The sequence below is a fragment of the Blautia sp. MCC283 genome (genome assembly GCF_018785565.1).
Lineage (GTDB): Bacteria > Bacillota > Clostridia > Lachnospirales > Lachnospiraceae > Blautia_A.
In genome coordinates this window covers 65,300-90,809 of the sequence record NZ_WQQB01000028.1, presented here as the reverse complement: position 1 = coordinate 90,809, position 25,510 = coordinate 65,300, and the positions used below count along the sequence as shown (strand labels likewise).

The 25,510-nt window shown below is 43.2% G+C and carries 25 protein-coding genes; 23 read left to right on the top strand and 2 right to left on the bottom strand.

All coding sequences use genetic code 11. From position 1 onward, the window contains the following. Window positions 1–35: 35 nt before the first annotated feature. The 5 genes from GPK81_RS09860 to rpsA all read left to right on the top strand — a co-directional run bounded on the left by GPK81_RS09860 (window position 36) and on the right by rpsA (window position 5,394). Window positions 36–1,448, top strand: coding sequence for an oxaloacetate decarboxylase subunit alpha (locus tag GPK81_RS09860; protein WP_118168969.1), 1,413 nt, complete (start codon window positions 36–38; stop codon window positions 1,446–1,448). A 103-nt stretch (window positions 1,449–1,551) separates the two neighbouring features. Continuing rightward, window positions 1,552–2,781: an NAD(P)/FAD-dependent oxidoreductase gene (locus GPK81_RS09855; RefSeq protein WP_021977787.1), complete on the top strand. Its 1,230-nt coding sequence runs from the start codon at window positions 1,552–1,554 to the stop codon at window positions 2,779–2,781. A gap of 27 nt (window positions 2,782–2,808) precedes the next feature. After that, window positions 2,809–3,474, top strand: a complete 666-nt coding sequence (gene cmk / locus GPK81_RS09850) for a (d)CMP kinase (protein WP_021977788.1) — start codon at window positions 2,809–2,811, stop codon at window positions 3,472–3,474. Continuing rightward, on the top strand, window positions 3,471–4,337 hold the full coding sequence (gene ispH / locus GPK81_RS09845) for a 4-hydroxy-3-methylbut-2-enyl diphosphate reductase (protein WP_118062937.1): 867 nt from the start codon (window positions 3,471–3,473) through the stop codon (window positions 4,335–4,337). Before cmk ends, ispH begins: the two co-directional genes overlap by 4 nt. Further along, entirely contained in the window at window positions 4,318–5,394 is a 1,077-nt protein-coding gene (rpsA, locus tag GPK81_RS09840; RefSeq protein WP_021976537.1) for a 30S ribosomal protein S1, read from the top strand. The genes ispH and rpsA overlap by 20 nt, the downstream gene beginning before the upstream one ends. A gap of 156 nt (window positions 5,395–5,550) precedes the next feature. Here the strand turns inward: rpsA and GPK81_RS09835 are convergent, their stop codons facing one another. After that, complete coding sequence (locus GPK81_RS09835) at window positions 5,551–6,570, bottom strand: ribonuclease H-like domain-containing protein (RefSeq protein WP_021976538.1); 1,020 nt, start codon at window positions 6,568–6,570, stop codon at window positions 5,551–5,553. Between the two features lie 462 nt (window positions 6,571–7,032). Here GPK81_RS09835 and rsxC point away from each other — a divergent pair, with 462 nt between their 5' ends. From rsxC to GPK81_RS09745, 18 genes are all read left to right on the top strand, one after another. Next, window positions 7,033–8,358 carry an electron transport complex subunit RsxC gene (gene rsxC / locus GPK81_RS09830; protein WP_021976539.1) on the top strand — a complete coding sequence of 442 codons (1,326 nt, stop codon included), beginning with the start codon at window positions 7,033–7,035 and terminating at the stop codon, window positions 8,356–8,358. 14 nt (window positions 8,359–8,372) lie between these two features. Next, on the top strand, window positions 8,373–9,347 hold the full coding sequence (locus GPK81_RS09825) for an RnfABCDGE type electron transport complex subunit D (RefSeq protein ID WP_021976540.1): 975 nt from the start codon (window positions 8,373–8,375) through the stop codon (window positions 9,345–9,347). Next, the gene (locus GPK81_RS09820) at window positions 9,347–9,925 is read left to right on the top strand and encodes an RnfABCDGE type electron transport complex subunit G (RefSeq protein ID WP_021976541.1); all 579 of its coding nucleotides are present in this window, start codon (window positions 9,347–9,349) and stop codon (window positions 9,923–9,925) included. The genes GPK81_RS09825 and GPK81_RS09820 overlap by 1 nt, the downstream gene beginning before the upstream one ends. A gap of 14 nt (window positions 9,926–9,939) precedes the next feature. Beyond that, complete coding sequence (gene rsxE, locus GPK81_RS09815) at window positions 9,940–10,644, top strand: electron transport complex subunit RsxE (RefSeq protein ID WP_021976542.1); 705 nt, start codon at window positions 9,940–9,942, stop codon at window positions 10,642–10,644. Window positions 10,645–10,658: 14 nt separating this feature from the next. Further along, window positions 10,659–11,234: an electron transport complex protein RnfA gene (locus GPK81_RS09810; RefSeq protein ID WP_021976543.1), complete on the top strand. Its 576-nt coding sequence runs from the start codon at window positions 10,659–10,661 to the stop codon at window positions 11,232–11,234. 13 nt (window positions 11,235–11,247) lie between these two features. Next, a complete protein-coding gene (locus GPK81_RS09805; protein ID WP_021976544.1) occupies window positions 11,248–12,039 on the top strand; it encodes an RnfABCDGE type electron transport complex subunit B in 792 nt (263 codons plus the stop codon). Window positions 12,040–12,262: 223 nt separating this feature from the next. Beyond that, window positions 12,263–13,618, top strand: a complete 1,356-nt coding sequence (locus GPK81_RS09800; protein WP_215706956.1) for a GH1 family beta-glucosidase — start codon at window positions 12,263–12,265, stop codon at window positions 13,616–13,618. A 167-nt stretch (window positions 13,619–13,785) separates the two neighbouring features. Continuing rightward, window positions 13,786–14,850 carry a tryptophan--tRNA ligase gene (gene trpS, locus GPK81_RS09795; protein ID WP_021976546.1) on the top strand — a complete coding sequence of 355 codons (1,065 nt, stop codon included), beginning with the start codon at window positions 13,786–13,788 and terminating at the stop codon, window positions 14,848–14,850. A gap of 129 nt (window positions 14,851–14,979) precedes the next feature. Beyond that, window positions 14,980–15,591, top strand: coding sequence for a Holliday junction branch migration protein RuvA (gene ruvA / locus GPK81_RS09790; RefSeq protein WP_118071488.1), 612 nt, complete (start codon window positions 14,980–14,982; stop codon window positions 15,589–15,591). 161 nt (window positions 15,592–15,752) lie between these two features. Further along, a complete protein-coding gene (ruvB, locus tag GPK81_RS09785; RefSeq protein WP_021976548.1) occupies window positions 15,753–16,763 on the top strand; it encodes a Holliday junction branch migration DNA helicase RuvB in 1,011 nt (336 codons plus the stop codon). A 130-nt stretch (window positions 16,764–16,893) separates the two neighbouring features. Continuing rightward, on the top strand, window positions 16,894–17,301 hold the full coding sequence (locus GPK81_RS09780) for a cell division protein ZapA (RefSeq protein ID WP_021976549.1): 408 nt from the start codon (window positions 16,894–16,896) through the stop codon (window positions 17,299–17,301). A 91-nt stretch (window positions 17,302–17,392) separates the two neighbouring features. Then, window positions 17,393–19,546 carry a peptidase U32 family protein gene (locus tag GPK81_RS09775; protein WP_021976550.1) on the top strand — a complete coding sequence of 718 codons (2,154 nt, stop codon included), beginning with the start codon at window positions 17,393–17,395 and terminating at the stop codon, window positions 19,544–19,546. 6 nt (window positions 19,547–19,552) lie between these two features. Then, window positions 19,553–20,932 carry an FtsW/RodA/SpoVE family cell cycle protein gene (locus GPK81_RS09770; protein ID WP_118071448.1) on the top strand — a complete coding sequence of 460 codons (1,380 nt, stop codon included), beginning with the start codon at window positions 19,553–19,555 and terminating at the stop codon, window positions 20,930–20,932. Continuing rightward, window positions 20,835–22,328 (top strand): peptidoglycan D,D-transpeptidase FtsI family protein, encoded by a 1,494-nt coding sequence (locus tag GPK81_RS09765; RefSeq protein WP_118062927.1) that lies wholly within the window; start codon window positions 20,835–20,837, stop codon window positions 22,326–22,328. The genes GPK81_RS09770 and GPK81_RS09765 overlap by 98 nt, the downstream gene beginning before the upstream one ends. 108 nt (window positions 22,329–22,436) lie before the next feature. Further along, a complete protein-coding gene (locus tag GPK81_RS09760; RefSeq protein WP_021976553.1) occupies window positions 22,437–22,892 on the top strand; it encodes an NUDIX hydrolase in 456 nt (151 codons plus the stop codon). Window positions 22,893–22,959: 67 nt separating this feature from the next. Further along, entirely contained in the window at window positions 22,960–23,271 is a 312-nt protein-coding gene (locus tag GPK81_RS09755) for a hypothetical protein (RefSeq protein WP_021976554.1), read from the top strand. Window positions 23,272–23,542: 271 nt separating this feature from the next. After that, window positions 23,543–24,439 (top strand): DUF2953 domain-containing protein, encoded by an 897-nt coding sequence (locus GPK81_RS09750; protein WP_252196637.1) that lies wholly within the window; start codon window positions 23,543–23,545, stop codon window positions 24,437–24,439. After that, window positions 24,423–24,794: a GerW family sporulation protein gene (locus GPK81_RS09745; protein WP_021976556.1), complete on the top strand. Its 372-nt coding sequence runs from the start codon at window positions 24,423–24,425 to the stop codon at window positions 24,792–24,794. The genes GPK81_RS09750 and GPK81_RS09745 overlap by 17 nt, the downstream gene beginning before the upstream one ends. A 338-nt stretch (window positions 24,795–25,132) precedes the next feature. Here the strand turns inward: GPK81_RS09745 and rpmB are convergent, their stop codons facing one another. Next, the gene (gene rpmB, locus GPK81_RS09740; protein WP_015524898.1) at window positions 25,133–25,321 is read right to left on the bottom strand and encodes a 50S ribosomal protein L28; all 189 of its coding nucleotides are present in this window, start codon (window positions 25,319–25,321) and stop codon (window positions 25,133–25,135) included. Window positions 25,322–25,510: the final 189 nt, after the last annotated feature.

Here is a 25,510-nt window from a genome sequence, read left to right as displayed (position 1 = left end):
CCATCGTCTTATAAAATTTTGTAAGGAGAATAATTATGGCAGAAATAGAGAAAAAACCTGTGAAAGTTGTGGAAACGATCCTGCGTGACGCTCATCAGTCCCTGATCGCTACACGTATGAGCACAGAGCAGATGCTTCCGATCATTGATAAGCTCGATAAAGTCGGCTACTATGCAGTTGAGTGCTGGGGCGGTGCTACTTTCGATGCTTCCTTACGTTTCCTGAAAGAGGATCCGTGGGAAAGACTTCGTAAGCTTCGCGACGGCTTCAAAAATACAAAACTTCAGATGCTGTTCCGTGGACAGAATATCCTTGGATATCGTCCATATGCAGATGATGTAGTAGAATATTTTGTACAGAAATCCGCAGCTAACGGTATCGATATCATTCGTATCTTTGACTGTATGAATGACCTTCGTAATCTTCAGACAGCTGTAAAAGCAGCAAACAAGGAAAAAGCACATGCACAGGTTGCAATGGCTTACACACTTGGAGATGCTTACACACTTGATTACTGGACAGACCTTGCAAAACGTATCGAGGATATGGGTGCAGATTCTATCTGTATCAAAGATATGGCAGGTCTTCTTGTTCCGTACAAGGCTACGGAGCTTGTTCAGGCCCTGAAAGAGACTGTAAAGATCCCAATCGATCTTCATTCTCACTATACATCCGGTGTTGCTTCCATGACATACATGAAAGCAGTAGAGGCTGGCGTTGATATCATCGACACAGCTATGTCTCCATTTGCTCTTGGAACATCCCAGCCGGCAACAGAGGTTATGGTTGAGACATTCAAGGGAACACCATATGATACAGGATTTGATCAGCAGCTCCTTGCTGAGATTGCTGACTACTTCCGTCCGATGCGTGATGAGGCTCTTGATACAGGCCTTCTGAATCCGAAGAACCTTGGTGTAAACATCAAGACTCTTCTGTACCAGGTACCAGGTGGAATGCTTTCCAACCTGACATCACAGCTGAAAGAGCAGCATGCTGAGGATAAATTCTACGAAGTACTCGAGGAAGTTCCGCGTGTTCGTAAAGATCTTGGTGAGCCGCCACTTGTTACACCGTCCTCTCAGATCGTTGGTACACAGGCTGTATTTAACGTGATCATGGGCGAGCGTTACAAAGTTGTGACAAAAGAGACAAGAGACGTATTAAGCGGTAAGTATGGCGCAACAGCCAGACCGTTTAACCCGGAAGTGCAGAAGAAGTGTATCGGTGATGTAGAGCCGATCACATGCCGCCCGGCAGATCTTCTGGAGGACGAGCTTGATAAGCTTGAGAGTGAGATGGCACAGTACAAGGAGCAGGATGAGGATGTTCTGACATACGCACTGTTCCCACAGGTTGCCATGGACTTCTTTAAATATCGTCAGGCTCAGAAGACCAAAGTTGATGAGACTGTGGCAGATACCAAGAACGGCGCATACCCGGTATAAAGCACACATAGAAATGCAGACGCATTTCAATACAGGAAAAGGAGCTTGCTGTATGCAGGCTCCTTTGTGCATAAAAAAGATAAAAAAGGCAGGATAACAGGTAATGTCCAAAGTTGCGATCATAGGCGGCGGTGCCGCCGGAATGCTCTGCGGTGTATATGCTGCGCGCAGAGGACACCAGGTTCACATACTGGAAAAAAACGAGAAACTTGGAAAAAAGCTTTTCATCACCGGAAAGGGACGGTGCAACGTCACCAATGATTCCGATACCGAAGAACTTTTTCCGGCAGTGATGTCAAACCGTAAATTTCTTTACAGCGCTTTCTACACCTATGGAAGCAGAGATGTGATGGAATTTTTTGAGGAAGCAGGAGTGCCGCTGAAAACAGAGCGTGGAAACCGGGTTTTTCCGGTATCGGATCATTCATCAGATATTATCCGTGCGCTTGAACGGGAACTGAAAAAAGCCGGAGCGCAGATCCATCTTCATACAGAGGTAAAGGAAGTTTGTACGCAGGATGAAAAAGTTACCGGCGTATTACTTTCGGACGGTACCTTTTTTGAAGCTGATGCAGTGGTAGTTGCCACAGGAGGGCTTTCCTACCCGTCCACAGGCTCCACTGGAGACGGATATCGTTTTGCTGCTGAGACGGGGCATAAAGTTGTTTCCCAGTCACCATCACTGGTGCCACTGGTGGCAAAAGAAGATTATGTCTCCAAACTTCAGGGACTTTCCCTTCGGAATGTGGAACTGACAGTAAGATCCGGCAAAAAAGTCCTCTATAAAGACTTTGGCGAGATGATGTTTACTCATTTCGGAGTTACAGGACCCTTGATCCTTTCTGCAAGTGCCCAGATCGGCAAAAAACTGGAAAAAGAGCCTTTGCAGGCTTTCCTGGATCTGAAGCCGGCGCTTGATGCAGAACAGCTTGACGCCCGGATCCTGCGTGAATTTGATGCAAATCATAACAAACAGTTTAAAAATGTGATCGGTGTTCTTTTTCCGTCTTCTCTGACTCCGATCATGATCGAAATTGGCGGTATCCCCGGGGAGAAACCGGTACATGAGATCTCCAGGGAAGAGCGTCAGGCTTTTGGCCGTCTGATCAAAGCTTTTCCATTTACGATCACGGGAATGGGAGAGTTTAAGGAAGCGATCATCACAAGAGGCGGTGTGTCAGTAAAAGAGATACAGCCATCCACGATGGAATCCAAAAAAGTAAAAAATCTGTATTTTACAGGCGAAGTGCTTGACCTGGATGCAGTGACCGGTGGCTATAATCTTCAGATCGCGTGGTCTACAGCATATGCGGCAGCACAGGCGATCGAATAACAGAAAAGAGGAAGGGAGCATTTGATTATGGGTATTAATATTGCAATTGACGGACCGGCAGGTGCAGGAAAAAGCACAATTGCAAAAAAAGTGGCAAAGGAGCTGTCCTTTATCTATGTAGATACAGGAGCAATGTACCGGGCCATGGCATTTTATCTTCTGGAAAAAGGAATCAGCGGTGATGAAAATATCTCCAAAGCATGTCATGATGCAGATATTTCTATCCGTTACGAGAATGGAGAACAGCAGGTGATTCTTAATGGAAAGAATGTAACGGCATTTCTCCGTAAGGAAGAGGTTGGAAATATGGCATCGGTAAGTTCTGCCAATCCGGAAGTGCGCGCGCATCTTCTGAAACTGCAGCGCAACCTTGCGGCCGAGAACAATGTAGTTATGGACGGAAGAGATATCGGAACCACTATTCTTCCCAATGCAGAAGTAAAAATCTTTTTGACTGCAAGTGCCAAAACCCGCGCAAACAGAAGATATCTGGAACTTACAGAGAAGGGTGAAGCCTGCGATATGGATGAGATCCTGAAAGATATCATTGACAGAGATGAGAGAGATATGAGCCGCGCCGTTTCCCCGCTTAAACAGGCAGAGGATGCAGTTCTTGTTGATTCTTCAGAGATGGGGATTGAGGAAGTGGTTGAGAGTATCCTTTCTGTATACAGGAAAAAGGTGAATGGATGAAGGTAAAAGTTGCAGAAACTGCCGGATTCTGTTTTGGCGTACAGAGAGCAGTAGACCGTGTTTATGACCTGATCGGTTCCGATGCTGCACCGATCTACACACTGGGCCCGATCATCCATAATGAGGAAGTCGTCTCAGATCTGGAAAAAAAAGGCGTGGCTGTGATCAGCGAGGAGGATCTTGCCACTTTAAAAGATGGCACCGTTGTGATACGTTCCCACGGAGTCGGCCGTAAAGTCTATGACAAGATTAAAAAATATGGCCTCGGGTATGTGGATGTCACCTGTCCTTTTGTGCTGAAGATCCACAAGATCGTTGAGAGAGAAAGTGCCAGAGGTGCCCATATTGTGATCATTGGTGACCCGGATCACCCGGAAGTTCAGGGAATCTGCGGATGGTGTCAGGGACCGTACACTGTGATCAAAAATGCCGAAGATGCTGAAAGATTCACCATTTCTCCGGAAAAAGAAGTGTGTGTAGTGTCACAGACGACATTTAATTACAACAAATTTCAAGAATTAGTTGAAATTCTTCGCAAAAAGAGTTATGATAATAATGTTTTAAATATTCTAAATATTTTAAACACTATTTGTAATGCTACCGAAGAACGGCAGAAAGAAGCTAAAGCGATAGCCGGAGAGGTAGACACTATGCTGGTCGTAGGCGGCCGACATAGTTCCAATACTCAAAAGCTGTTTGAAATATGTAAAAAGGAATGTGGAAATACTTACTATATACAAACACCTGTAGACTTGGATTCTGAAATGTTCCAATGCAGTAGTTGTGTAGGTATTACAGCAGGGGCTTCCACCCCAAAGAAAATTATTGAGGAGGTTCAAGAACATGTCAGAGTTAAGTTTTGAACAGATGCTGGAAGATTCCGTAAAAACAATCAGAAATGGAGAGATCGTACAGGGTACCGTCATCGATGTTAAAGATGATGAGATCATCCTGAATATCGGCTATAAAGCAGACGGTATCATCACAAAGAACGAGTACACAAACGATTCAAGCGTTGTGCTTACAGATGTTGTTAAACCTGGCGATACCATGGAAGCAAAAGTTCTCAAAGTAAACGACGGAGAGGGACAGGTTACACTGACCTACAAACGTCTTGCTGCAGAGAAAGGCAACAAACGTCTTGAGGAGGCATTCGAGAACCAGGAGGTTCTGAAAGCTCCTGTAACACAGGTACTTGACGGTGGTCTTTGTGTTAATGTTGAGGAAGCAAGAGTATTTATTCCTGCAAGCCTTGTATCCGACACATATGAGAAAGACCTTTCCAAATATGCAGATCAGGAGATCGAGTTCGTTATCACAGAGTTCAACCCAAGAAGACGCCGTATCATCGGTAACCGTAAACAGCTTCTTCTTGCTGAGAAAGCTGAGAAACAGAAAGAGCTTCTTGCTAAGATCAACGTTGGTGACAAAGTTGAGGGTGTTGTTAAGAATGTTACAGATTTCGGTGCATTCATCGACCTCGGCGGAGCAGACGGACTTCTTCACATCTCTGAGATGTCCTGGGGCAGAGTAGAAAACCCGAAGAAAGTCTTCAACGTAGGCGATAAAGTTACAGTTCTTATCAAAGATATCAACGGAGATAAGATCGCACTTTCCCTTAAATTCCCGGAGGAGAACCCATGGCTTACAGCTGCTGAGGACTTCGCAGTAGGAAACGTAGTAAAAGGTAAAGTTGCACGTATGACAGATTTCGGTGCATTTGTTGAGCTTGCACCTGGAGTAGATGCACTTCTTCATGTATCTCAGATCTCCAGAGAGCACGTTGCAAAACCATCTGATGTACTTTCCATCGGCCAGGAGATCGAGGCTAAAGTTGTTGATTTCAACGGCGAGGACAGAAAGATCAGCCTCAGCATGAAAGCACTTGAGGATCATTCTGCAGAGCAGACAGAGGAGTAATTTTCTCAGAAACTGTACAGAAGATATTATATTTTGAAATTTCAGAGGCCGTCACTGCAAATGTGACGGCCTTTTTTGAGGAAGATTTTTTATTTTGTCAGAAAAAGCGAGTCCTTTGAGAAGGGCTCGCTTTTTCAGTATATGAGAGGGACGACGTTATTTCAGGATGGAAAGATAATATGGAAGACAGTGTTTCAGATAGGTTTTTTGTTTTAAAGGATTTTTCAGAAAATCTTCTGTTACAGGGAACCAGGTGTAGCAGGTTTCCTTTCTGGCAGGTCTGCGGAGCTTTTTATCCATGCAGGCACTTAATGTTTTGGGCATTGCAGTGTCTTCAGAAGGAATGTAATCATAATCCTTGTAATTGGAGTAATATTGCTTTAATCGTCCGTTTTGAGATTTTACGAGAAGACGAACACGATCTTTTTGTCCTGTTATGTAGAATTCTTCACTATGATTTGAGAACTCTACAGGCATATCATAAAAAATTTTAATAGTAAAAGTCAATTGTTCGTCTTGAATTTCACAATCCAGAGCTTCGTAATCTTCTTCAAAGAGAGCAAGATAAGACAGCATGGAAAATATTTTTCCAAGGCCAAGAAGATCTTCCTGATTGTGTCCCATAACGACTTCCCCTGCTTCCGGTTTCTTTCCGGAAGCGAATTGTTTATAAAGACGGATACATGCACCTCCATCACAGTAAATACGATCCGTGATGCCCAGGAAAGCTTCTATAGAAGGCTGATTCATTCTGGAGAGTTTAAGGAGCCCTTTCAAAGGCTTTAACTGTCGATAAAGATCCATAGAAGGCAGGCTTTTAAAAGGAGACGGAAGCCCGTGGATCTGATAGCGTGCTTCCAGATAAGGCTGGTCAAAACTGTCTCCGTTATACTGGATTGTACAGGAAAACTTTTCCAGAAATTTCGAAAATGTTTTAAGAAGTTCGTATTCTTCATCCTCATTTTCGATCATCCACTGATACATCTGCCAGTTATTTTCTTCGTAGGTGACGGCACCGACCAAATACAGAAAAGTGGAATTTCGTGATAGTCCTGTAGTTTCGATATCATAGAAAAGTGGTGCAAAATGTTCTGAAAAAACGTGATTTCTAGTCAATTTTTTAACAGTCTCAAAGTCTGGAAACCCTTGTAAAATCGGCATTTTTTTAACAATCATGTTAATTTCCTCCTTTATGGATTGTATCTGATTATACACAAAAAAAATATTTTTCTATAGTGCAATTTAAGGTGAAATGAGTTATAGTATATTAGTAGAGTTGATGAAAAAAACAGGAAATGGTACTGGATTTATGTGGGAATTGACAGTGAGAAAAAATGACTACTATCACTTCATAAATTGGTTTTTCATCTATCATTCTCTTGAGAGAATTGTGAGTATTTCTTACTGAAGTATATCACAGCATGGCATAGGGAATCAATCTTTCATACATAGCTGGACAGGGATGAGGGATTTCCTGGTTGCTGTTCATTCCATGAGCAGTAACACTTCCGGTTCATCTGAAAGAAGAGAAAAAAGAAAAATCAGAAACACGGGAATCAACTTTGAAAATAAGTGTATGCACAGCACGGAAACGCAATGTGCATGTACTTGCAAAGAATAAAGGAGGAGATGAGATCTATGGCATTTTTAACCTTCAGGGGTGGTATCCATCCTTATGACGGCAAAGATTTGTCAAAAAACTGTCCTGTTGAGAAGTATCTGCCGAAAGGAGATCTGGCAATTCTTGTTTCTCAGCACATCGGAGCTCCGGCCAAGCCCATCGTAAAAAAAGGTGATCATGTGCTTGCAGGACAGAAAATCGCAGAAGCAGGAGGATTTGTTTCCGCTCCGATACATTCGTCTGTATCAGGAACTGTAAAGGGAATCGAGAAGCGTCTGACAGCAGTAGGCGCCATGGGAGATGCGATCATCATTGAGAATGACGGTCTGTACGAATCTGTGGAATACACACCTGCCAAACTTTCGGATCTTTCCAAAGAAGATATCCTGAAAAGAATTCAGGAAGGCGGAGTTGTAGGACAGGGCGGTGCAGGTTTCCCGACCCATGTAAAGCTTTCACCTAAAGAACCGGACAAGATCGACCATATCCTGGTAAACGGTGCGGAGTGTGAGCCATACATTACCAGTGACTACCGCAGAATGATGGAAGAACCGGAAAGCGTTGTAGGCGGACTGGAAGTAATCCTGAAAGCTTTCCCGAAAGCGGTGGGCTGTATCTGTATTGAGGACAACAAACCGGACTGTATTGCCAAGATGAAAGAAGCCATTAAAGGCAAAGAACGTATGGAAGTAAAAGAACTCAAGACCAAATACCCGCAGGGTGGTGAGCGTACATTGATCTATGCGGTAACAGGCAGAGAGATCAATTCTACCATGCTTCCGGCAGACGTAGGATGCGTGGTTGATAACGTAGAGACCGTTACTTCTGTTTATAAAGCAGTAATCCTGGGACAGCCGGTTATCAGCCGTAATGTCACAGTGACCGGAGACGGTATCCGCACACCGAAGAACTTTTCCGTTCTTACAGGAACAGATCTGTCAGAACTGGTAGACGCTGCAGGTGGCCTGAAAGAAAAGATCGCAAAAGCAATTTCCGGCGGACCAATGATGGGATTTGCGCTGTATGATCTTCATATTCCATGTACGAAGACAACTTCTTCCCTGCTTTTCCTGGAGCGTGACGCAGTATCCGAAGCGAAACAGATTCAGACTGCATGTATCAACTGCGGACGTTGCGTAAGCGTCTGTCCAGGCCATGTGGTTCCCGCCCGTCTTGCAACTCTTGCAGAACACGGCGATATGGCAGGATTCGAAAAAATGGATGGTATGGAATGCTGTGAATGTGGCTGCTGCAGCTACATCTGCCCTGCCAAACGACCTCTGACTCAGAGTATTAAATCTATGAGAAAAATGGTTCTTGCTGAACGCAAGAAAAAGAAATAGGGGGAGGAATAACAATGGAACAAATGTATAACGTATCATCTAATCCCCATATCAGGGATAAAATGACTACCAGCCGTATTATGCAGCTGGTAGTGATCGCACTTCTGCCTGCGACATTTTTCGGTATCTGGAATTTTGGTGCACATGCACTTCTTGTAATTCTGGCAACTGTTGCATCCAGTGTGTTTTTTGAATGGCTGTATGACCGCCTGATGCATAAAAAGAATACAACTACTGATTTCAGTGCAGTTGTAACAGGACTTCTGCTTGCACTGAACATGCCTCCGCAGATTCCGATCTGGATGCCGATCCTTGGCAGCTTTGTTGCAATTATCATTGTAAAACAGTTATTCGGAGGACTTGGACAGAACTTTATGAACCCGGCTCTTGCCGGAAGATGTTTCCTTATGCTTTCTTTTGCGGGAAAGATGACTAATTTTGCAGTATCAAAAAGTTCACATGCAATTGTAGATACTGTTTCACAGGCAACACCTCTGGCAACTCTGAAAAATCAGGGATTTATTGAAGGAACTTCCATTCCTGTAAAAAATCTGTTCCTTGGTAATATCCAGGGTACGATCGGTGAGACTTCCGCCCTGGCGATTCTCATCGGTGCAGTGATTCTTCTTGCATTTAAGATCATTGATCTGAAAGTTCCACTTACATATATCGGAAGTTTTTCAGTTTTTTTGATTTTTTACATGATTGCTACAGGTAATACTGATGTAAATTATTTCTTCAGTGAGATTTTCGGAGGCGGTCTGATGCTTGGCGCATGGTTTATGGCTACTGACTACGTAACTACGCCGATCACCCCAAAGGGACAGCTGGTATATGGTTGCTGCCTGGGTATTCTGACAGCAGTATTACGTTTCTTTGGCCCTTCCGCAGAAGGTGTTTCCTATGCGATCATTATCTGTAACCTGGTAGTTCCGCTTATTGAAAAAGTAACAAAACCGGTTGCTTTTGGAAAAGGAGGCAGGAAATAATGAGTAAGATTATCAGAAATACATTGATCCTTACGATCATTACAGTAGTTGCCGGACTTGGACTTGGACTGGTTTATGAAGTTACAAAAGAGCCCATTGCAAGAACCGAAGAACAGGCAAAAAAAGAAGCGTGGCAGGCAGTGTTCAGTGATGTGAGTCTGGGAGAATTTAAACCGGTTGATGTAGATCAGGATGCTGCAGATAAAACCGTATCAGACCTTGATATAAAAGCTACTGTAGATGAAGTCTGTGAGGCTGCGGATGAAGGTTATGTAGTAACTGTAACAGATAAGGAAGGCTATGGCGGAGATATCAAGATCACCGTGGGAGTAACAAAAGATGGAACTGTAAGTGGTGTTTCCATTCTTTCCATCAGTGAGACTGCCGGACTTGGAATGCGGGCTACAGAGGCTAAGTTCCAGGAACAGTATGTTGGAAAAACTACCGATAAATTTTATGTATCCAAAGATGGCGGCGAGGGTGAGCCTATTGATGCTATCAGTGGTGCAACCATTACATCCAGAGCTTTTACCGGTGCAGTTAATACAGCTATCGGCTATTGCAAAAACGCATTTTAGGAGGGTAGTTGAATATGAATAATTGTGGTGAAAGATTAAAAAACGGTATTATAACCGAAAATCCGATTTTCGTCCTGATGCTGGGTATGTGTCCTACTCTTGCGGTAACAACTTCAGCTATTAATGGTATTGGTATGGGACTTTCCACAACAGTAGTTCTGGTCATGTCCAATATGCTGATTTCCATGTTACGAAAAATAATTCCGGATTCTGTCAGAATGCCGGCCTTTATCGTAGTTGTAGCATCATTTGTAACCATTGTACAGTTTCTGATGGAAGGTTTTACTCCTTCTCTTTATGATTCACTTGGAATTTATATTCCTCTGATCGTTGTTAACTGTATCATTCTGGGACGTGCAGAGAGTTATGCTTCCAAAAATCCGGTCCTTCCATCTATCTTTGACGGACTTGGAATGGGACTTGGATTTACCGTCGGTCTGGTTGCCATTGGTCTTGTAAGAGAGATCCTTGGTTCCGGAAAAGCTTTCGGAGCACAGATCATTCCGGTTGCTGATGCAGCTACCGGTTCTGCCGGCTATACCCCGATCACTATTTTTATCCTTGCACCTGGAGCATTCCTGGTTCTTGCAGGACTTGCTGCAATCCAGAACAAGGTAAAGATTAACATGGCAAAGAAGGGCAAAGATGTTTCCAAGATCCAGTCCGGCTGCGGTTCCAACTGTGCAACCTGTGGCGGATGCCCTTCTGAAAAAGAATAAAGGGGGAATAGAATATGGCAAGCTTAATGTTAATTGCTATTGGTTCTGCACTTTGCAGTAACGTTGTATTAAGCCAGTTCCTTGGAATCTGTTCTTTCCTGGGCGTTTCCAAGAAAACTGAAACAGCAGCCGGCATGGGAGGAGCGGTTGTATTTGTTATCACGATCGCATCCTTTGTTGCTTCGCTGTTATATAAATTTATTCTGGTACCAACACATTTTGAGTATCTGAAAACAATCGTATTTATCCTTGTTATTGCGGCACTGGTACAGATCGTAGAAATGTTTCTCAAGAAATTCGTACCGTCTCTTTACAAGGCACTTGGTGTGTACCTTCCACTGATCACAACAAACTGTGCAGTTCTTGGTGTGGCGCTGAATAACGTAAAATATGAATACAGCATTCTTGAGAGTGTTGTAAACGGATTTGCAACAGGCGTAGGTTATCTGATCGCTATTGTATTACTTGCGGGAATCCGTGAAAAAATGGAATACAATGACATTCCGGAATCTTTCCAGGGTATGCCGATCGTTCTGCTTACAGCAGCACTGATGGCAATTGCATTCTTTGGATTCTCCGGAATCGTATAGGAGGAAGAAGAGCATGAGTATAACAGGAATTATTATGGCTGCAGTCATTGTCGGCGGTACTGGTTTATTCATTGGTATCTTCCTTGGACTTGCAGACAAGAAATTGACCGTGAAGGTAGATGAAAAGGAAGAAGCTATTCTTGGCGTTCTTCCTGGAAATAACTGCGGTGGCTGTGGATATCCGGGATGTTCCGGACTTGCTGCCGCAATCGCAAAAGGGGAAGCTCCTGTAGATCAGTGTCCGGTTGGCGGTGCTCCGGTTGCGGCCAAGATCGGTGCGATCATGGGACAGGAAGTAAAAGAAACCGCACGTCAGGTTGCTTTTGTAAAATGTGCGGGAACCTGTGATAAGACAACTGTGAAATATGAGTACACAGGTGTGGAAGACTGTGAGATGATGGCTTTCATTCCGGGCAGTGGTGCGAAGAACTGTACATATGGATGTATGGGATTTGGAAGCTGCGTAAAAGTATGTCCATTTGACGCTATTCATGTAGTAAATGGCATTGCAGTCGTAGATCAGGAAGCATGTAAGGCCTGCGGTAAATGCGTTGCAAAATGTCCGCGTCATCTGATCGAGCTTGTACCATATGACAAACAGATCCGTGTAGCCTGTGGCTCCCACGCCAAAGGTAAAGCAGTTACGACTGCCTGTGAGCTTGGCTGTATCGGATGTAAAAAATGTGAGAAAAACTGTCCGTCAGAGGCAATCACAGTTACGGATTTCTGTGCACACATTGATTACGACAAATGTACAGGATGCGGTAAATGTAAAGAAGTTTGCCCGAGACATATAATTCTGTAAGAGGGAAGAGAAGGCTGTCTGTCCGGAATATGTTTTCCGGATATGGCAGCCTTCTTTTTTTAAGCAAATCAAGCAAGTCCCCACCCCCTGCTTCAATTACGAAAAGCAATAAGCAGTGTTTGACCGCGAAATCATGGTTCAGTATAATGAAATCAGGACCCAAATTAACCATTTTATTTATAAAAACAATATCGAAAAAGATATACTATAAAGGAGTGCCAATATGGGATTTGCAAAAGATTTTGTGTGGGGAGCAGCGACCAGTTCCTATCAGATAGAGGGAACTGGCAGAGATTCCGGAAAAGGACAGAATATCTGGGATGTTTTTACAAAAGAGCCGGGAAGAGTATATGAAGGCCATACTGGAGATATAGCCTGCGATCATTACCACAGATTCAGAGAAGACGTGGCATACATGAAAGAACTGGGGCTGAAGGGGTACCGCTTTTCCATTGACTGGTCCCGTGTGCTGCCGGAAGGAACCGGGAAAGTAAATGAAAAAGGAATTGATTTTTATAATGCATTGATCGATGAACTTCTGGAACAGGGAATTGAACCGTACATAACTTTGTATCACTGGGAACTTCCCTATGATATTTATAAAAGAGGTGGCTGGATGAATCCGGAGATCGTGGAATGGTTCGGCCAGTATGCCCGTCTGGTGGCAGAACGTTTCAGTGACCGCGTAAAATATTTCTTTACATTAAATGAACCACAATGTTTTGTCGGCCTGGGATTTCTTCAGGGATGTCATGCACCTGGTGTGAAAGCGCCGCTACGTGATACTTTTGAGATGGCCCACAATGCTCTGAAAGCTCACGGAAGAGCTGTGCAGATGCTGCGTGCTTACGGAAAACAGAATGTGCAGATCGGTTATGCACCGACCAGTGGTATGTGTTATCCGGAGAAAGAAACGCCGAAAGATATTGAGGCTGCAAGAAAGGCACTTTTTGCGTTGCCGGATGATCTTTCCAACTGGACCTGGAATGTATCCTGGTGGTCTGATCCTGTTATTCTTGGTAAGTATCCGGAAGAAGGGATGAAAAAATATGAAAAATATCTGCCTGTGATCACGGATGAAGATATGAAGCTGATCTCTCAGCCTATTGATTTTTATGGACAGAATATTTATAACGGACGCTGCATTCGCATGGGGACAGATGGAAGGCCGGAAGAAGTAAGGCGACCGGCTGGTTTTCCAAAGACGGCAACCAACTGGCCGGTAACACCGGAAGCACTTTACTGGGGACCGAAATTTCTGTATGAAAGATATCGGAAACCGATTTACATTACAGAAAATGGAATGGCCTGCCACGATACGGTTTCCCAGGATGGTAAAGTCCACGATCCCAACCGAATTGATTTTCTGGCACGATATCTGAAAAATCTAAAACGGGCAGCAGAAGAGATTGATATAAGAGGATATTTCCAGTGGTCCTTGATGGATAATTTTGAATGGGATAAAGGTTATGCGGAACGGTTTGGAATCATTTATGTGGATTTTGAGACTCAGGAGAGAATCTGGAAGGATTCCGCTTACTGGTATCGTGACCTGATCCGCAGGAATGGTGACTTTTGAATAATTGTGCATCGAATTCTCGTTACTTGAGGCTGATAGATCCGGAAAAGTTGCTGTAAAATGCAAAATTACGGTAAAATAAACTGTTAAAAATATTTGACCAGACTATTTGAAAGGGCTATAATAAGATATAAAATATTCAGTATACTTCAAGGAGAACGAAATTCATGAGCAAGATTATTTTAACCGGCGACCGCCCGACGGGACGTCTTCATGTAGGTCATTATGTTGGATCACTGGCAGAGCGTGTGAAACTGCAGAATTCCGGCTTATATGACGAGATTTATATTATGATCGCAGATGCACAGGCACTTACAGATAATGCAGAACATCCTGAGAAAGTTCGCCAGAATATTCTGCAGGTTGCACTGGATTATCTGGCATGTGGACTTGACCCTGAAAAATCCAATATTTTTATTCAGTCCATGGTTCCGGAGCTGACAGAGCTGACTTTTTATTATATGAATCTGGTTACTGTAGCACGTGTGCAGCGCAATCCTACAGTTAAATCTGAAATTAAACAGCGTAATTTTGAAGCCAGCATTCCGGTTGGATTCTTCTGTTATCCGATCAGCCAGGCCGCAGATATCACAGCTTTTCGTGCAACGCATGTACCGGTAGGTGAAGATCAGCTTCCGATGCTTGAGCAGTGTAAGGAAATTGTTCATAAGTTTAATACAGTTTATGGTGAGACACTGACTGAGCCAGAGATCGTCCTTTCTTCAAATAAGGCATGCTTACGTCTTCCGGGTATCGATGGAAAAGCAAAAATGAGCAAGTCTCTCGGAAACTGTATTTATCTTTCTGATGAAGAAGATGTGGTTAAGAAGAAGATCATGTCCATGTTTACAGATCCGAATCATCTTCGGGTTCAGGATCCAGGACGCGTGGAAGGAAATCCGGTATTTATTTATCTGGATGCTTTCAGCCGGCCGGAGCATTTTGAGGAGTTCCTGCCAGAGTATCAGAATCTTGATGAACTGAAGGCTCACTATCAGAGAGGTGGTCTTGGCGATGTAAAAGTTAAGAAATTCCTGAATAATGTAATGCAGGCGGAGCTTGGACCAATCCGTGAGAGAAGAAAAATGTGGGAGCAGCGTACTGCAGATGTATTTGATATCCTGAAAGCAGGTACAGAAGTTGCAAGAGAAAAAGCAGCTGCAACTCTTCATGATGTACGTTCTTCCATGCGTATCAATTATTTTGAAGATCAGGATTTTCTGAATCAGTAAATAATATTTATGTATACAGCATCAACCCGGGATTTGGATTCCGGGTTGATTTTTTATGAAAATTATGTTACTATTGCGTTCATATGGGAAACAGATGTTCAGTTGTTTCCGGGAAGGGAGCCGTTGGAGTTGATTTCTTTTGTAAAAGGTACAGTAGCAGATATCGTGGAGAATTGTCTGATCGTGGAGAATGGCGGACTTGGATATGAAATCTATATGACAGGGCAGGATCTCGGGAAGGTCCGCATAGGAGAAGAGAAAAAAATACATACGTTTCTTTATGTCAGAGAGGATATTCTGCAACTGTACGGCTTTTTTTCAAAAGATGATCTCAGTATGTTTAAACTTTTGATCGGTGTGAATGGTGTTGGCCCGAAGGGTGCACTTGGTATCCTTTCCGGGATCAGTGCGGATGAATTGCGTTTTGCAGTACTTTCGGATGATGTAAAGACCATTTCCAAGGCTCCTGGAATTGGGAAGAAGACCGCCCAGAAAATGATTTTGGAGCTGAAAGATAAACTGAAGCTGGAGGATGCTTTTGAGATAAAACTCGCTCATCAGCAGGAGGAGGCTGCCATAGATGCTGCGGATCTTCGTGACAGTCGTCAGGAAGCAGTAGAGGCTCTGGTTGCGCTGGGATACAGTTCTGCGGATGCGCTCCGGGCAGTACGGAAAGTTCCGGAGGATGTACCGGCAGACGATGTGGAAGCAATCCTGCGGGCTGCATTGAAGAATTTCTAACCGAATCAAGTAAGTCCCCTGCTTCAATTGCGAAAAGCAATAAGCAGTGGGTGGGGACTTGCTTGTATCAGGAGTACAAGTCAACGTGATGGTATTCATAAGCATGTAGCAGAGTGGAATATAAATATCCGCTTTACAAGAAATAGAACGGAGCATGACAGATGGAAAACAGGATCATTACAACGGACGTTACAGAAGAGGATTTTTCTCTGGAAGGGAATTTAAGACCTCAGAGTCTGGATGAATATATTGGTCAGCAGAAAACCAAAGATACTCTGAAGATCTATATTGAAGCGGCGAAACAGAGACATGACGCACTGGACCATGTACTGTTTTACGGCCCTCCTGGCCTGGGAAAAACAACATTGTCCGCGATCATTGCCAACGAAATGGGAACACATATGAAAGTTACTTCCGGGCCAGCGATCGAGAAACCTGGAGAAATGGCTGCAATTTTGAATAATCTTCAGGAGGGAGATGTGCTGTTTGTGGACGAGATCCACAGGCTGAACCGACAGGTAGAGGAAGTTCTTTATCCGGCCATGGAGGATTTTGCCATAGATATTATGATTGGGAAGGGAGCATCTGCCCGTTCTATTCGTCTGGATCTTCCGAAATTTACGCTGGTAGGTGCGACTACCAGGGCAGGGCTTCTTTCAGCACCTCTGCGTGACCGTTTCGGAGTGACGCAGAGACTGGAGTTTTATGATAAAAGAGAACTGACTACCATTGTTCTCCGTTCAGCACAGGTTCTTGGCGTGGAAATCGAACCCAATGGTGCAGCTGAGATCGCCAAACGCTCCAGAGGCACTCCACGACTGGCAAACCGTCTTCTGAAGCGGGTGCGGGATTTTGCACAGGTGAAATATGATGGTGTGATCACTTACGATGTTGCCTGTTTTGCACTGGATCTTCTGGAGGTGGATCAGTACGGACTTGATAAGACAGACCGTCGTATCTTACAGACACTGATCCTGAATTTCCAGGGAGGTCCGGTTGGACTGGAGACGCTTGCGGCATCCATTGGAGAGGATTCCGGAACCCTGGAAGATGTATATGAACCGTATCTTTTGCAGACTGGTTTTCTGAACAGGACGCCGCGTGGAAGAATGGCTTCCGTGCTGGCATATACACATCTTGGCTATCCTCGTCCCGATTTATCGACAAAATAATAGAAAAACTTCTATACATTTTTGCAGGAATCAGTTATAATGAAAGAAATTGTGAGCTGTAGGGCTGGCAATATAGAGGAATGTTATTGTGGAAATGACCAGTAACAGATGAATTCAGGAGGCTTTACGAATGGCGGTAAAGAATACAGCACAGGTTGTTATCGATGGAAAGATCATTACTCTGGGCGGATATGAATCTGAGGAGTACTTTCAGAAGGTTGCAGCTTATATGAATAATAAGATCAGTGAACTGAGCCAGATGCCGGGATATTCCAGACAGGCCATGGAGACCAAGCATACACTGCTCAGTCTGAATATTACAGATGACTATTTTAAGGCGAAAAAGCAGGCAGAGATCTTTGAACAGGATCTGCAGCAGAAGGATCAGGAAATGTACGATCTGAAGCATGAGCTGATTTCTCTGAAAATGCAGATTGAAGAGGCAAAGAAAGCCGAGCAGGAAGCTCAGGATCAGAAGAATCTTCTTGATGGTAAGGTGAAGGAACTGGAGAAGGAACTTGATGAACTGCTTAAATAAAGGATGGGGGGATTGCTTCGGTAATCCTCTTTTGTTTTATAACCGCTTGATCAGATTAACAGACAGGAGATGAGAAAATACTTTGAAAAAAATGATAACAGAACTGCTTTCACCTGCAGGATCTTATGAGAGCTTTGAGGCCGCCATTGGAGCGGGAGCAGATGCGGTATATGTAGGGGGCCCGGCTTTTGGCGCGAGAGCTTATGCACAGAACTTTTCCCAGGAAGAACTGATTGCGGCGATTGAAACCGCACATATCCATAACCGGAAATTGTATCTCACAGTGAATACTCTGTTGAAAAACAGAGAGCTGGAAGGACAGCTTTTTGAATATCTGGCACCTTATTATGAGGCAGGACTTGATGCGGTAATTGTACAGGATCTTGGTGTTTTTTCGTTTATCCGTCGGAATTTCCCAGGCCTGGATATTCATGCAAGCACCCAGATGACAATAACCGGACCGGAAGGAATGAAATTTCTGGAAGAAAAAGGGGCAACGCGTGTAGTCCCGGCCAGAGAGCTTTCCCTGGAAGAGCTTTCCGCTATGCATAAAGCAAGTCCGCTGGAAATTGAAACTTTTATCCATGGAGCGCTTTGTTACAGCTATTCTGGTCAATGTCTGATGAGCAGTATTTTCGGTGGAAGGAGCGGAAATCGTGGGCGATGTGCCCAGCCTTGCAGACTTCCGTATAAAGGTACTCTTGATCACAGAAAATATAAAGGGGATAAAGAGTTCTGTGCGTTGAGTCTGAAAGATATCTGTACTCTTGATATTCTTCCGGATATTCTGGAGGCAGGCGTAATGTCACTGAAAATTGAGGGCCGCATGAAACAGCCAGGGTATACAGCGGGAGTGACTTCTGTATACAGAAAATATCTGGACCTCTATTTAAGTGGAAAAGAATATCATGTTCAGGAGGAAGACCGGAAATATCTTCTGGATCTTTTCAGCAGAGGAGGTTCCTGCACTGGATATTATGATATGTATCGCGGTCCGGAAATGATGGCTTTTGCCAATGAGAAGAAATCCGGAAACATCCAGCCGGAGATCAGAAAAATAAAAGAAAAAATTCATGGGAATTTAATACTTTCTCCTGAAAGTCCTGTTATACTGGAAGTAGCCTGTGAAGATAAAACAGTAACAGCTATGGGCGGGGAAGTTCAGTTTGCGAAAAATCAGCCTATGGAAGAACAGCGGATCCGCCAGCAAATGGAAAAACTGGGAAATACGGAATTTCAGTGGGAAAGTCTGAATATTGAGATTAATGGGAAAGTTTTTGTTCCTGTAAAGGTTCTTAATGAAGTTCGCAGGGAGGCTCTTGAACAGCTGCGGGAGACATTACTCAGTCAGAATCGTAGAGAAATGGTAAAAAAACAGCATGCGGAACGAACAGATATCTGTCGGCGGCAGATTGGGGGATCACTTCCTTTTTATGTCTCATGCGAACAGGAAGATGTTGCAGAAGCACTTTTAAAGGAAAAGGGAATTACAGGTTTTTATTTTCCGTTTGATACCATGAAGAAGTATTTTTCACCTAAACTTGCAGCAGAAAGGGAACTTTATCTTTCTACCCCGCATATTCAGAGAGGAGAGATTCCGGAGAAATGGATGCAGGAAGCAAAAAAATGGATAGAACAGGGAATGGAAGGATTCCTGGTCAGAAATCTGGAATCTTATGCTGCATTGAAGAAGTGTGGATACGGAGATAAATGTGTTCTGGATTCCTCTCTATATACATGGAATGATGAGGCGACAGAGTTCTGGAAAAAAGAGGGTGTCCTTCGCAACACAGTTCCGCTTGAACTGAATGAAGGAGAGCTGCGGCACAGGAATAATACTTCTTCGGAACTTCTTTTATATGGATATATCCCATTGATGCTGTCGGCCCAGTGTGTAAGAAAAAATCTTTTTGGATGTACCGGAAAATGCGAGACTGTCTATCTGAAAGACCGCTATAACAGTGAATTTCCGGTGAAATGTTGTTGTACTCCATGGGAATGCAGCAGCCTGGAAAAAGCAAAATACTGCTATAATATCATATATAACAGTATCCCTTACGGGCTTCCCGGAGAGAGAGAACGGGTGGAAAAATTAAATCTTCAGTCTTTAAGACTGGCATTTACTGTTGAGAAGCCGGAGGAAGCGAGGGAAATCTTTAAAGAATTCCAGTCCGTTTATCAGAAAAACGGGAAACCTTCCGGACGCAGATATACAAAAGGCCATTTTAAAAGAGGAGCCGAGTAAAAGTGTATGATTAATGTAATTACAGAGTTATCCAAGTATGTGATCCTCACGCTGATGATCGTCTACACCTTTCATTGTTTTTATATGGTGTGGCGCCAGGATGAGGAAGAAAAAAAAGAGCTGCTCCAGCAGCAGCTGACTATGATCTTTTTTATTGATTTCACAGCGTTTCTTGTGATTTATTTAAAGAGCATGGATTTTAAGGTTATCTTGTTTTATATTGAGATGATGATCTTTTTTGCGGCGATCCAGATTTTGTACAGGATCATCTATAAAGAAGCATCACTGCTTCTTCTGAATAATATGTGTATGCTCCTGAGCGTTGGTTTTATCATGCTCTGTAGACTTTCACTTCCGTCTGCAACCAAACAGCTTCTGATCGTGGCGGCAGGAAGCGCGGTATCACTGGTGATTCCTGTAATGATCCGTAAGATGAAATTTTTAAAGGATCTTACATGGATTTATGCAGGGATCGGTATTGTTCTTCTGGCAGCGGTTCTCGTTCTGGCAAGTACAAGTTATGGCGCAAAACTTTCACTGATGGGAATCCAGCCTTCAGAGGTGATCAAGATCACATTTGTATTTTTTATGGCATCGCTGCTCTGCACAAAGGTAGATTTTCGTAAAGTAGTGATGGCAACGATCGTAGCGGTGATCCATGTGGGAATTCTGGTCCTTTCCAGAGATCTTGGAAGTGCGGTGATCTTTTTTGTCACCTATCTTGTGCTGATCTATGTGGCAACCAGAAATCCTGGATATATGCTCCTGGGACTTGGCGGTGGATGTGTTGGTGCAGTGGTAGCTTATCATCTTTTCGGACATGTACGCCAGAGAGTGAGCGCCTGGAGAGATCCGATGGCGGTCTATCAGAATGAAGGCTATCAGATCGTGCAGTCATTGTTTGCTATCGGAACTGGTGGTTGGTTTGGAATGGGGCTTTGCCAGGGCTCTCCGGAGAAAATTCCTGTTGTAAAAAATGACTTTATCTTCAGCGCTATCTGTGAAGAACTGGGCGGCATTTTTGCCATCTGCCTGATCCTGGTATGTACCAGTTTCTTTCTCATGATCGTTACGATTGCACTGAAGATACGAAATCCGTTTTATAAACTGATCGCACTGGGACTTGGAACAGAATATGCGTTTCAGGTATTTCTGACTATTGGCGGTGCGACCAAATTTATTCCGATGACAGGTGTTACACTTCCGCTGGTAAGTTATGGAGGAAGTTCTGTCATGTGTACCATCCTGATGCTTGCAATCATTCAGGGACTGTATATTCTGAGGGAAGATGAGGACGAAGAAATTGAATCGCAGCGAAAAGAAACGTTTGAAAGAAGAGGAAAGAGAGCAACGCCTGAGAGAACGGGATATCGCCAGGCTCCGTAGAAAAAAGAACCGGCCGTTTACTTTTGTATCGGTGTTCTTTATATTGATTTTTGTCAGTCTGATCGGGTATCTGATTTATTTTGATGCCATAAAAAGTGACGATTTTATCAACAGTCCGTATAATACCAGACAGGATACGTTTTCAGACAGGGTAGTGCGTGGAAGCATCCAGTCTTCTGATGGAGAAGTCCTGGCACAGACCAATGTGTATGAAGATGGAACAGAAGAGAGAACTTATCCATTTGCAAATATTTTTGCACATGCGGTAGGATATGATACCAACGGCAAAAGCGGACTGGAATCAGAGGCGAATTTTCAGCTTCTGACTTCCCATTCTTTTTTCCTGGAGCAGATGAAAAATGAGTTTCTGGGCAAAAAGAATCAGGGAGATACCGTGATATCAAGTCTGAATGCTGATCTTCAGACAACAGCATATAATTCTTTGGGTGACCGCAGAGGAGCGGTAGTTGTCATAGAGCCTTCTACAGGAAGAATCCTTGCCATGGTAAGCAAACCGGATTTTAATCCGAATACCATTGCACAGGACTGGGATACGCTTGTCAATGATGAGAATAACAGCAGTCTTCTTAACCGTGCTACAAATGGTGCATATCCGCCGGGATCTACTTTTAAAGTTGTTACGGCCCTGGATTATTTCAGACAAAAGGGCTCTCTGGAAGGATATTCTTATCTGTGCCAGGGAAGTATTACAGTAGATGACCATACCATTCAGTGTTATAACGGTGAAGTACATGGACAGGAAGATTTTTATTCTGCATTTGCACATTCCTGTAACTGTGCGTTTGCGGATATGGGGCTGAATCTCGGGGCCGGTTCTTTGCGCAGTACCGCGGAGGATCTTCTTTTTAACAAAGCTCTTCCTCTGAACTCCTATAAAACAAGTCGTTTTACCCTGGAAAAAAATTCAGCAAACGCGCTGGTAATGCAGACCTCTATTGGACAGGGAAATACGCTGGTGTCTCCTATGCATATGGCGCTGATCACAAGTGCGATCGCCAATGACGGTGTACTGATGAAGCCGACCATGATCGACAAAATTGTAAATAATTCCGGAGATACTGTAAAAGAAACGGAAAAGACGGAATATAAACGCCTGATGACCAGTAACGAAGCAGGTATTCTTGGAAAACTCATGAAAAATGTAGTTGAAAACGGTACAGCTTCTGCGCTTAACGGGCGTGGATATACGGTAGCCGGAAAAACCGGATCTGCGGAGTTTGATGAAAATGGTTCCAGTCATTCGTGGTTTATCGGTTATTCGAATGTAGATAACCCGGATATTGCTATTGCGGTGATCGTCGAAAACGGAGGAACCGGAAGTGAAGCAGCAGTTCCCATTGCAGGAGATGTATTTGATGCATATTATTTTGATTAAATTTCGTTAATTAAGACAGTATCTGCTTCTTGCCCCTTGCCTATATGAAGAAAAAGAGGTATACTGTAATCAGTGCAAAAGACACACGCATTACAGGAGGATTGCAATATGATAGAAGCAACAAGCTGTGGCGGTGTGGTAATTCATCGGGGTAAGATCCTGGCATTGTATAAATCCTACAGGAACCGTTATGAAGGATGGGTGCTTCCCAAAGGAACTGTAGAAGAAGGCGAGACCTTTGAACAGACTGCTTTACGTGAAGTGAAAGAAGAAGCAGGTGTCAGAGCTTCTATTGTGAAATACATTGGTAAGAGCCAGTATAATTTCACAGTTCCGGAGGATGTGGTAATGAAAGAGGTACACTGGTATCTCATGATAGCTGATAATTATCATAGCAAACCCCAGCGCGAGGAATATTTTGTAGATTCCGGATATTACAAGTTTCACGAGATTTATCATCTTCTTCGTTTTTCCAATGAGAAGCATATTGTGGAGCAGGCTTATCAGGAGTATCTGGAGATGCGTAGTGAGGGCGTCTGGGCGAAACAGCAGAAGTATTTCTAAAAACAAAGACAGGGCTGTGTGTTTACGCAGCCCTGTTTGACATTAAAGAAGCGGAGGTGGTCGTAAAGTGCTAAAATGGATGAAAGATTATTATATTGGAGATGATATAAAGAATCCTACCAGAGCAAGAGCACGGATCACTGCCGGGAAATTTGTACCGGATATTTATGTTGTTACGCTGTCAGATAATCCAGGGAATATACTGGAGATTCTTCCCTCCAGTATGCTGGTACAGCGCGGTGCCAGAGCAATCTGTCCGTTGATCATCGGAATGGCTAAAGGTAAAGATGGAGCGATACGGATGGTACAGGATATTATAGAACAGGTATATACGGAAACCGGTGATTTTAAAATAAAAGAATATCTGAAAAACAGGTGAATGAATGCTGCATATATTATGGCTGATACTAAAATGGATATTGATCCTTCTGGGGATACTCATCGGACTGGTTCTTCTGCTTTTGCTCCTGATTCTTTTTTGCCCGGTCAGATACCGAGCAAGTGCAGAAAAAAAGCGAACGGAGGGAATCAGGGAAATAAGAGCCTCGGGCGAGGTAAGCTGGCTGCTCCATATTATTTCGGCTCGTGCTTTCTGGAAAGAAGGGAAAATTCAAACAAAAATATGTGTTTTTGGAGTTCCACTATCCAGATTGAAACAAAAACTTTCCGGAAAGAAGAAAAAAACAAAAACTGATACCAGCAAAAAAGATCCTTCTGTTCAGAAGAAGCAGACAGAACAGGAAAAATATTCCAGATCATATAATAGTGAAGAAAAAGAAGAAACTTCCGTTATTATAAAAGAAGACACAACTCCTGTTGAAGTGGAGGAGATTGAAGGGCACAGATATACGCCGGATCTGTTGGAAAAAGAACCGGAGGATAAAATTTCAGAAATTTTGCCGGAACAGACGGATGCATGTGATGAAAGAGATTACAGGCGGGAAGATGGGATATCGAAAGAAATAGATACTTCAGTTTCGGAGCACAAAGAAACAGAGAATAAAAACAAAAAAAGAATAAAAGATTTAATTCTTAAAATAGCGGGCAGAATAAAATCACTACTTGGAAAATTTTTGACAGTAGTGCGAAATGCTCTGAGGGTACCATCCAGAATTCTTAAAAAAATCCAGAAATTCGCATTAACAATCAGAAAATTCTGTGATAAGATAAACTGGTGGAGGGAATTTATTGACCATCCACGGACCAGAGCTGCGATTTCTTTCTTATGGGAAGATGGAAAAAAACTGATACATCATGTGTTGCCAACCAGAATCACCGGAAAGATTACTTTTGGAAGTGAGGATCCGGCTGTCACAGGTACGGTACTGGCGCTGCTGGGAATGACAATTCCTTTCCACAAAAATAAAATAATGGTAAATCCGCTTTTTGATGGTGAAAATATTCTGGAAGGCGAAATCTTTCTGAAAGGCCGGATTTATGGAGTTGTACTTATAAAGATAGCAATAGAGCTTTATTTTAATAAAAATATCAAATACGTCATCCACCGATGGAGACATAAGGAGGTCAATCATGGAGAAAGAGAATAATTTCAAGGATACCGTGAATTCATTATTTAAAGGAATGGATGGCTTTGTATCGGCCAAAACTGTTGTAGGGGATGCCATTCATGTAGGTGATACGATCATTCTTCCCCTGGTAGATGTATCTTTTGGTGTAGGTGCAGGAGCATTTGAAGGAGATAAAAAAAATAACGGTGGCGGCGGTCTGGCCGGAAAGATGACGCCTTGTGCAGTACTTGTGATCCAGAATGGAACCACCAAGCTTGTAAACGTTAAGAATCAGGATGGATTGACAAAAGTTCTGGATATGGTTCCCGACTTTGTGAATCGTTTTGTCCCAGGTGCAGGTGGAGATGAGAGCGCCGATGAGAAAGAAGATTAAGGATATCTTATCTGTGAAGAAGTCTGTATAAGATTTTGTGATGATAAGTATTCTGTCCTGCTTTTGTGCATATACTGTAACAAAAAAGAAATGAGCAGACAGGAGTGGGAAAGCTAACAGGTTTTATGTTGTTCTTTATCGGAGTAGGAATGGTTCTTGGAATTCTTATCACTGAGAATTTTATTGTGATCTCGATCGCAGTGGTATGTCTGCTATGCGGATATCATATGTTTTGCAGATAAACGGAAAGTGTGCGGTTAGCAGGCTTTCCGTTTATTTATAATAATATTTAGAAATAAAAAACAGCCCCCGCATTTTACGGGGGCATACGATATTACTTACGCTCTTTCAACTTTTCCGGATCTTAAACAAGAAGTACATACATACATTTTCTTTGCTCCGCCGGCAGTTGTTTTTACTCTGACGGATTTAACGTTAGATTTCCACATTTTGTTGGATCTTCTATGGGAATGACTCACATTGTTTCCGAAATGAGCTCCTTTATCGCAGATTGCACATTTAGCCATGAATAGCACCTCCTTTTATCAACAGTCACCATTTTAACAGATGAATTGCTCTTTTGCAAGCAAAAAAAGGAAATTTATCAAAAATTCTGCAAAGAGTTTTCTTACGGAACTTCTATATTGGAAGGAATGCTGAAAATCATGGCGAAATTAAGCGTTGTGTTCTTGTTAAAAAAAGGTTATAATAGATTT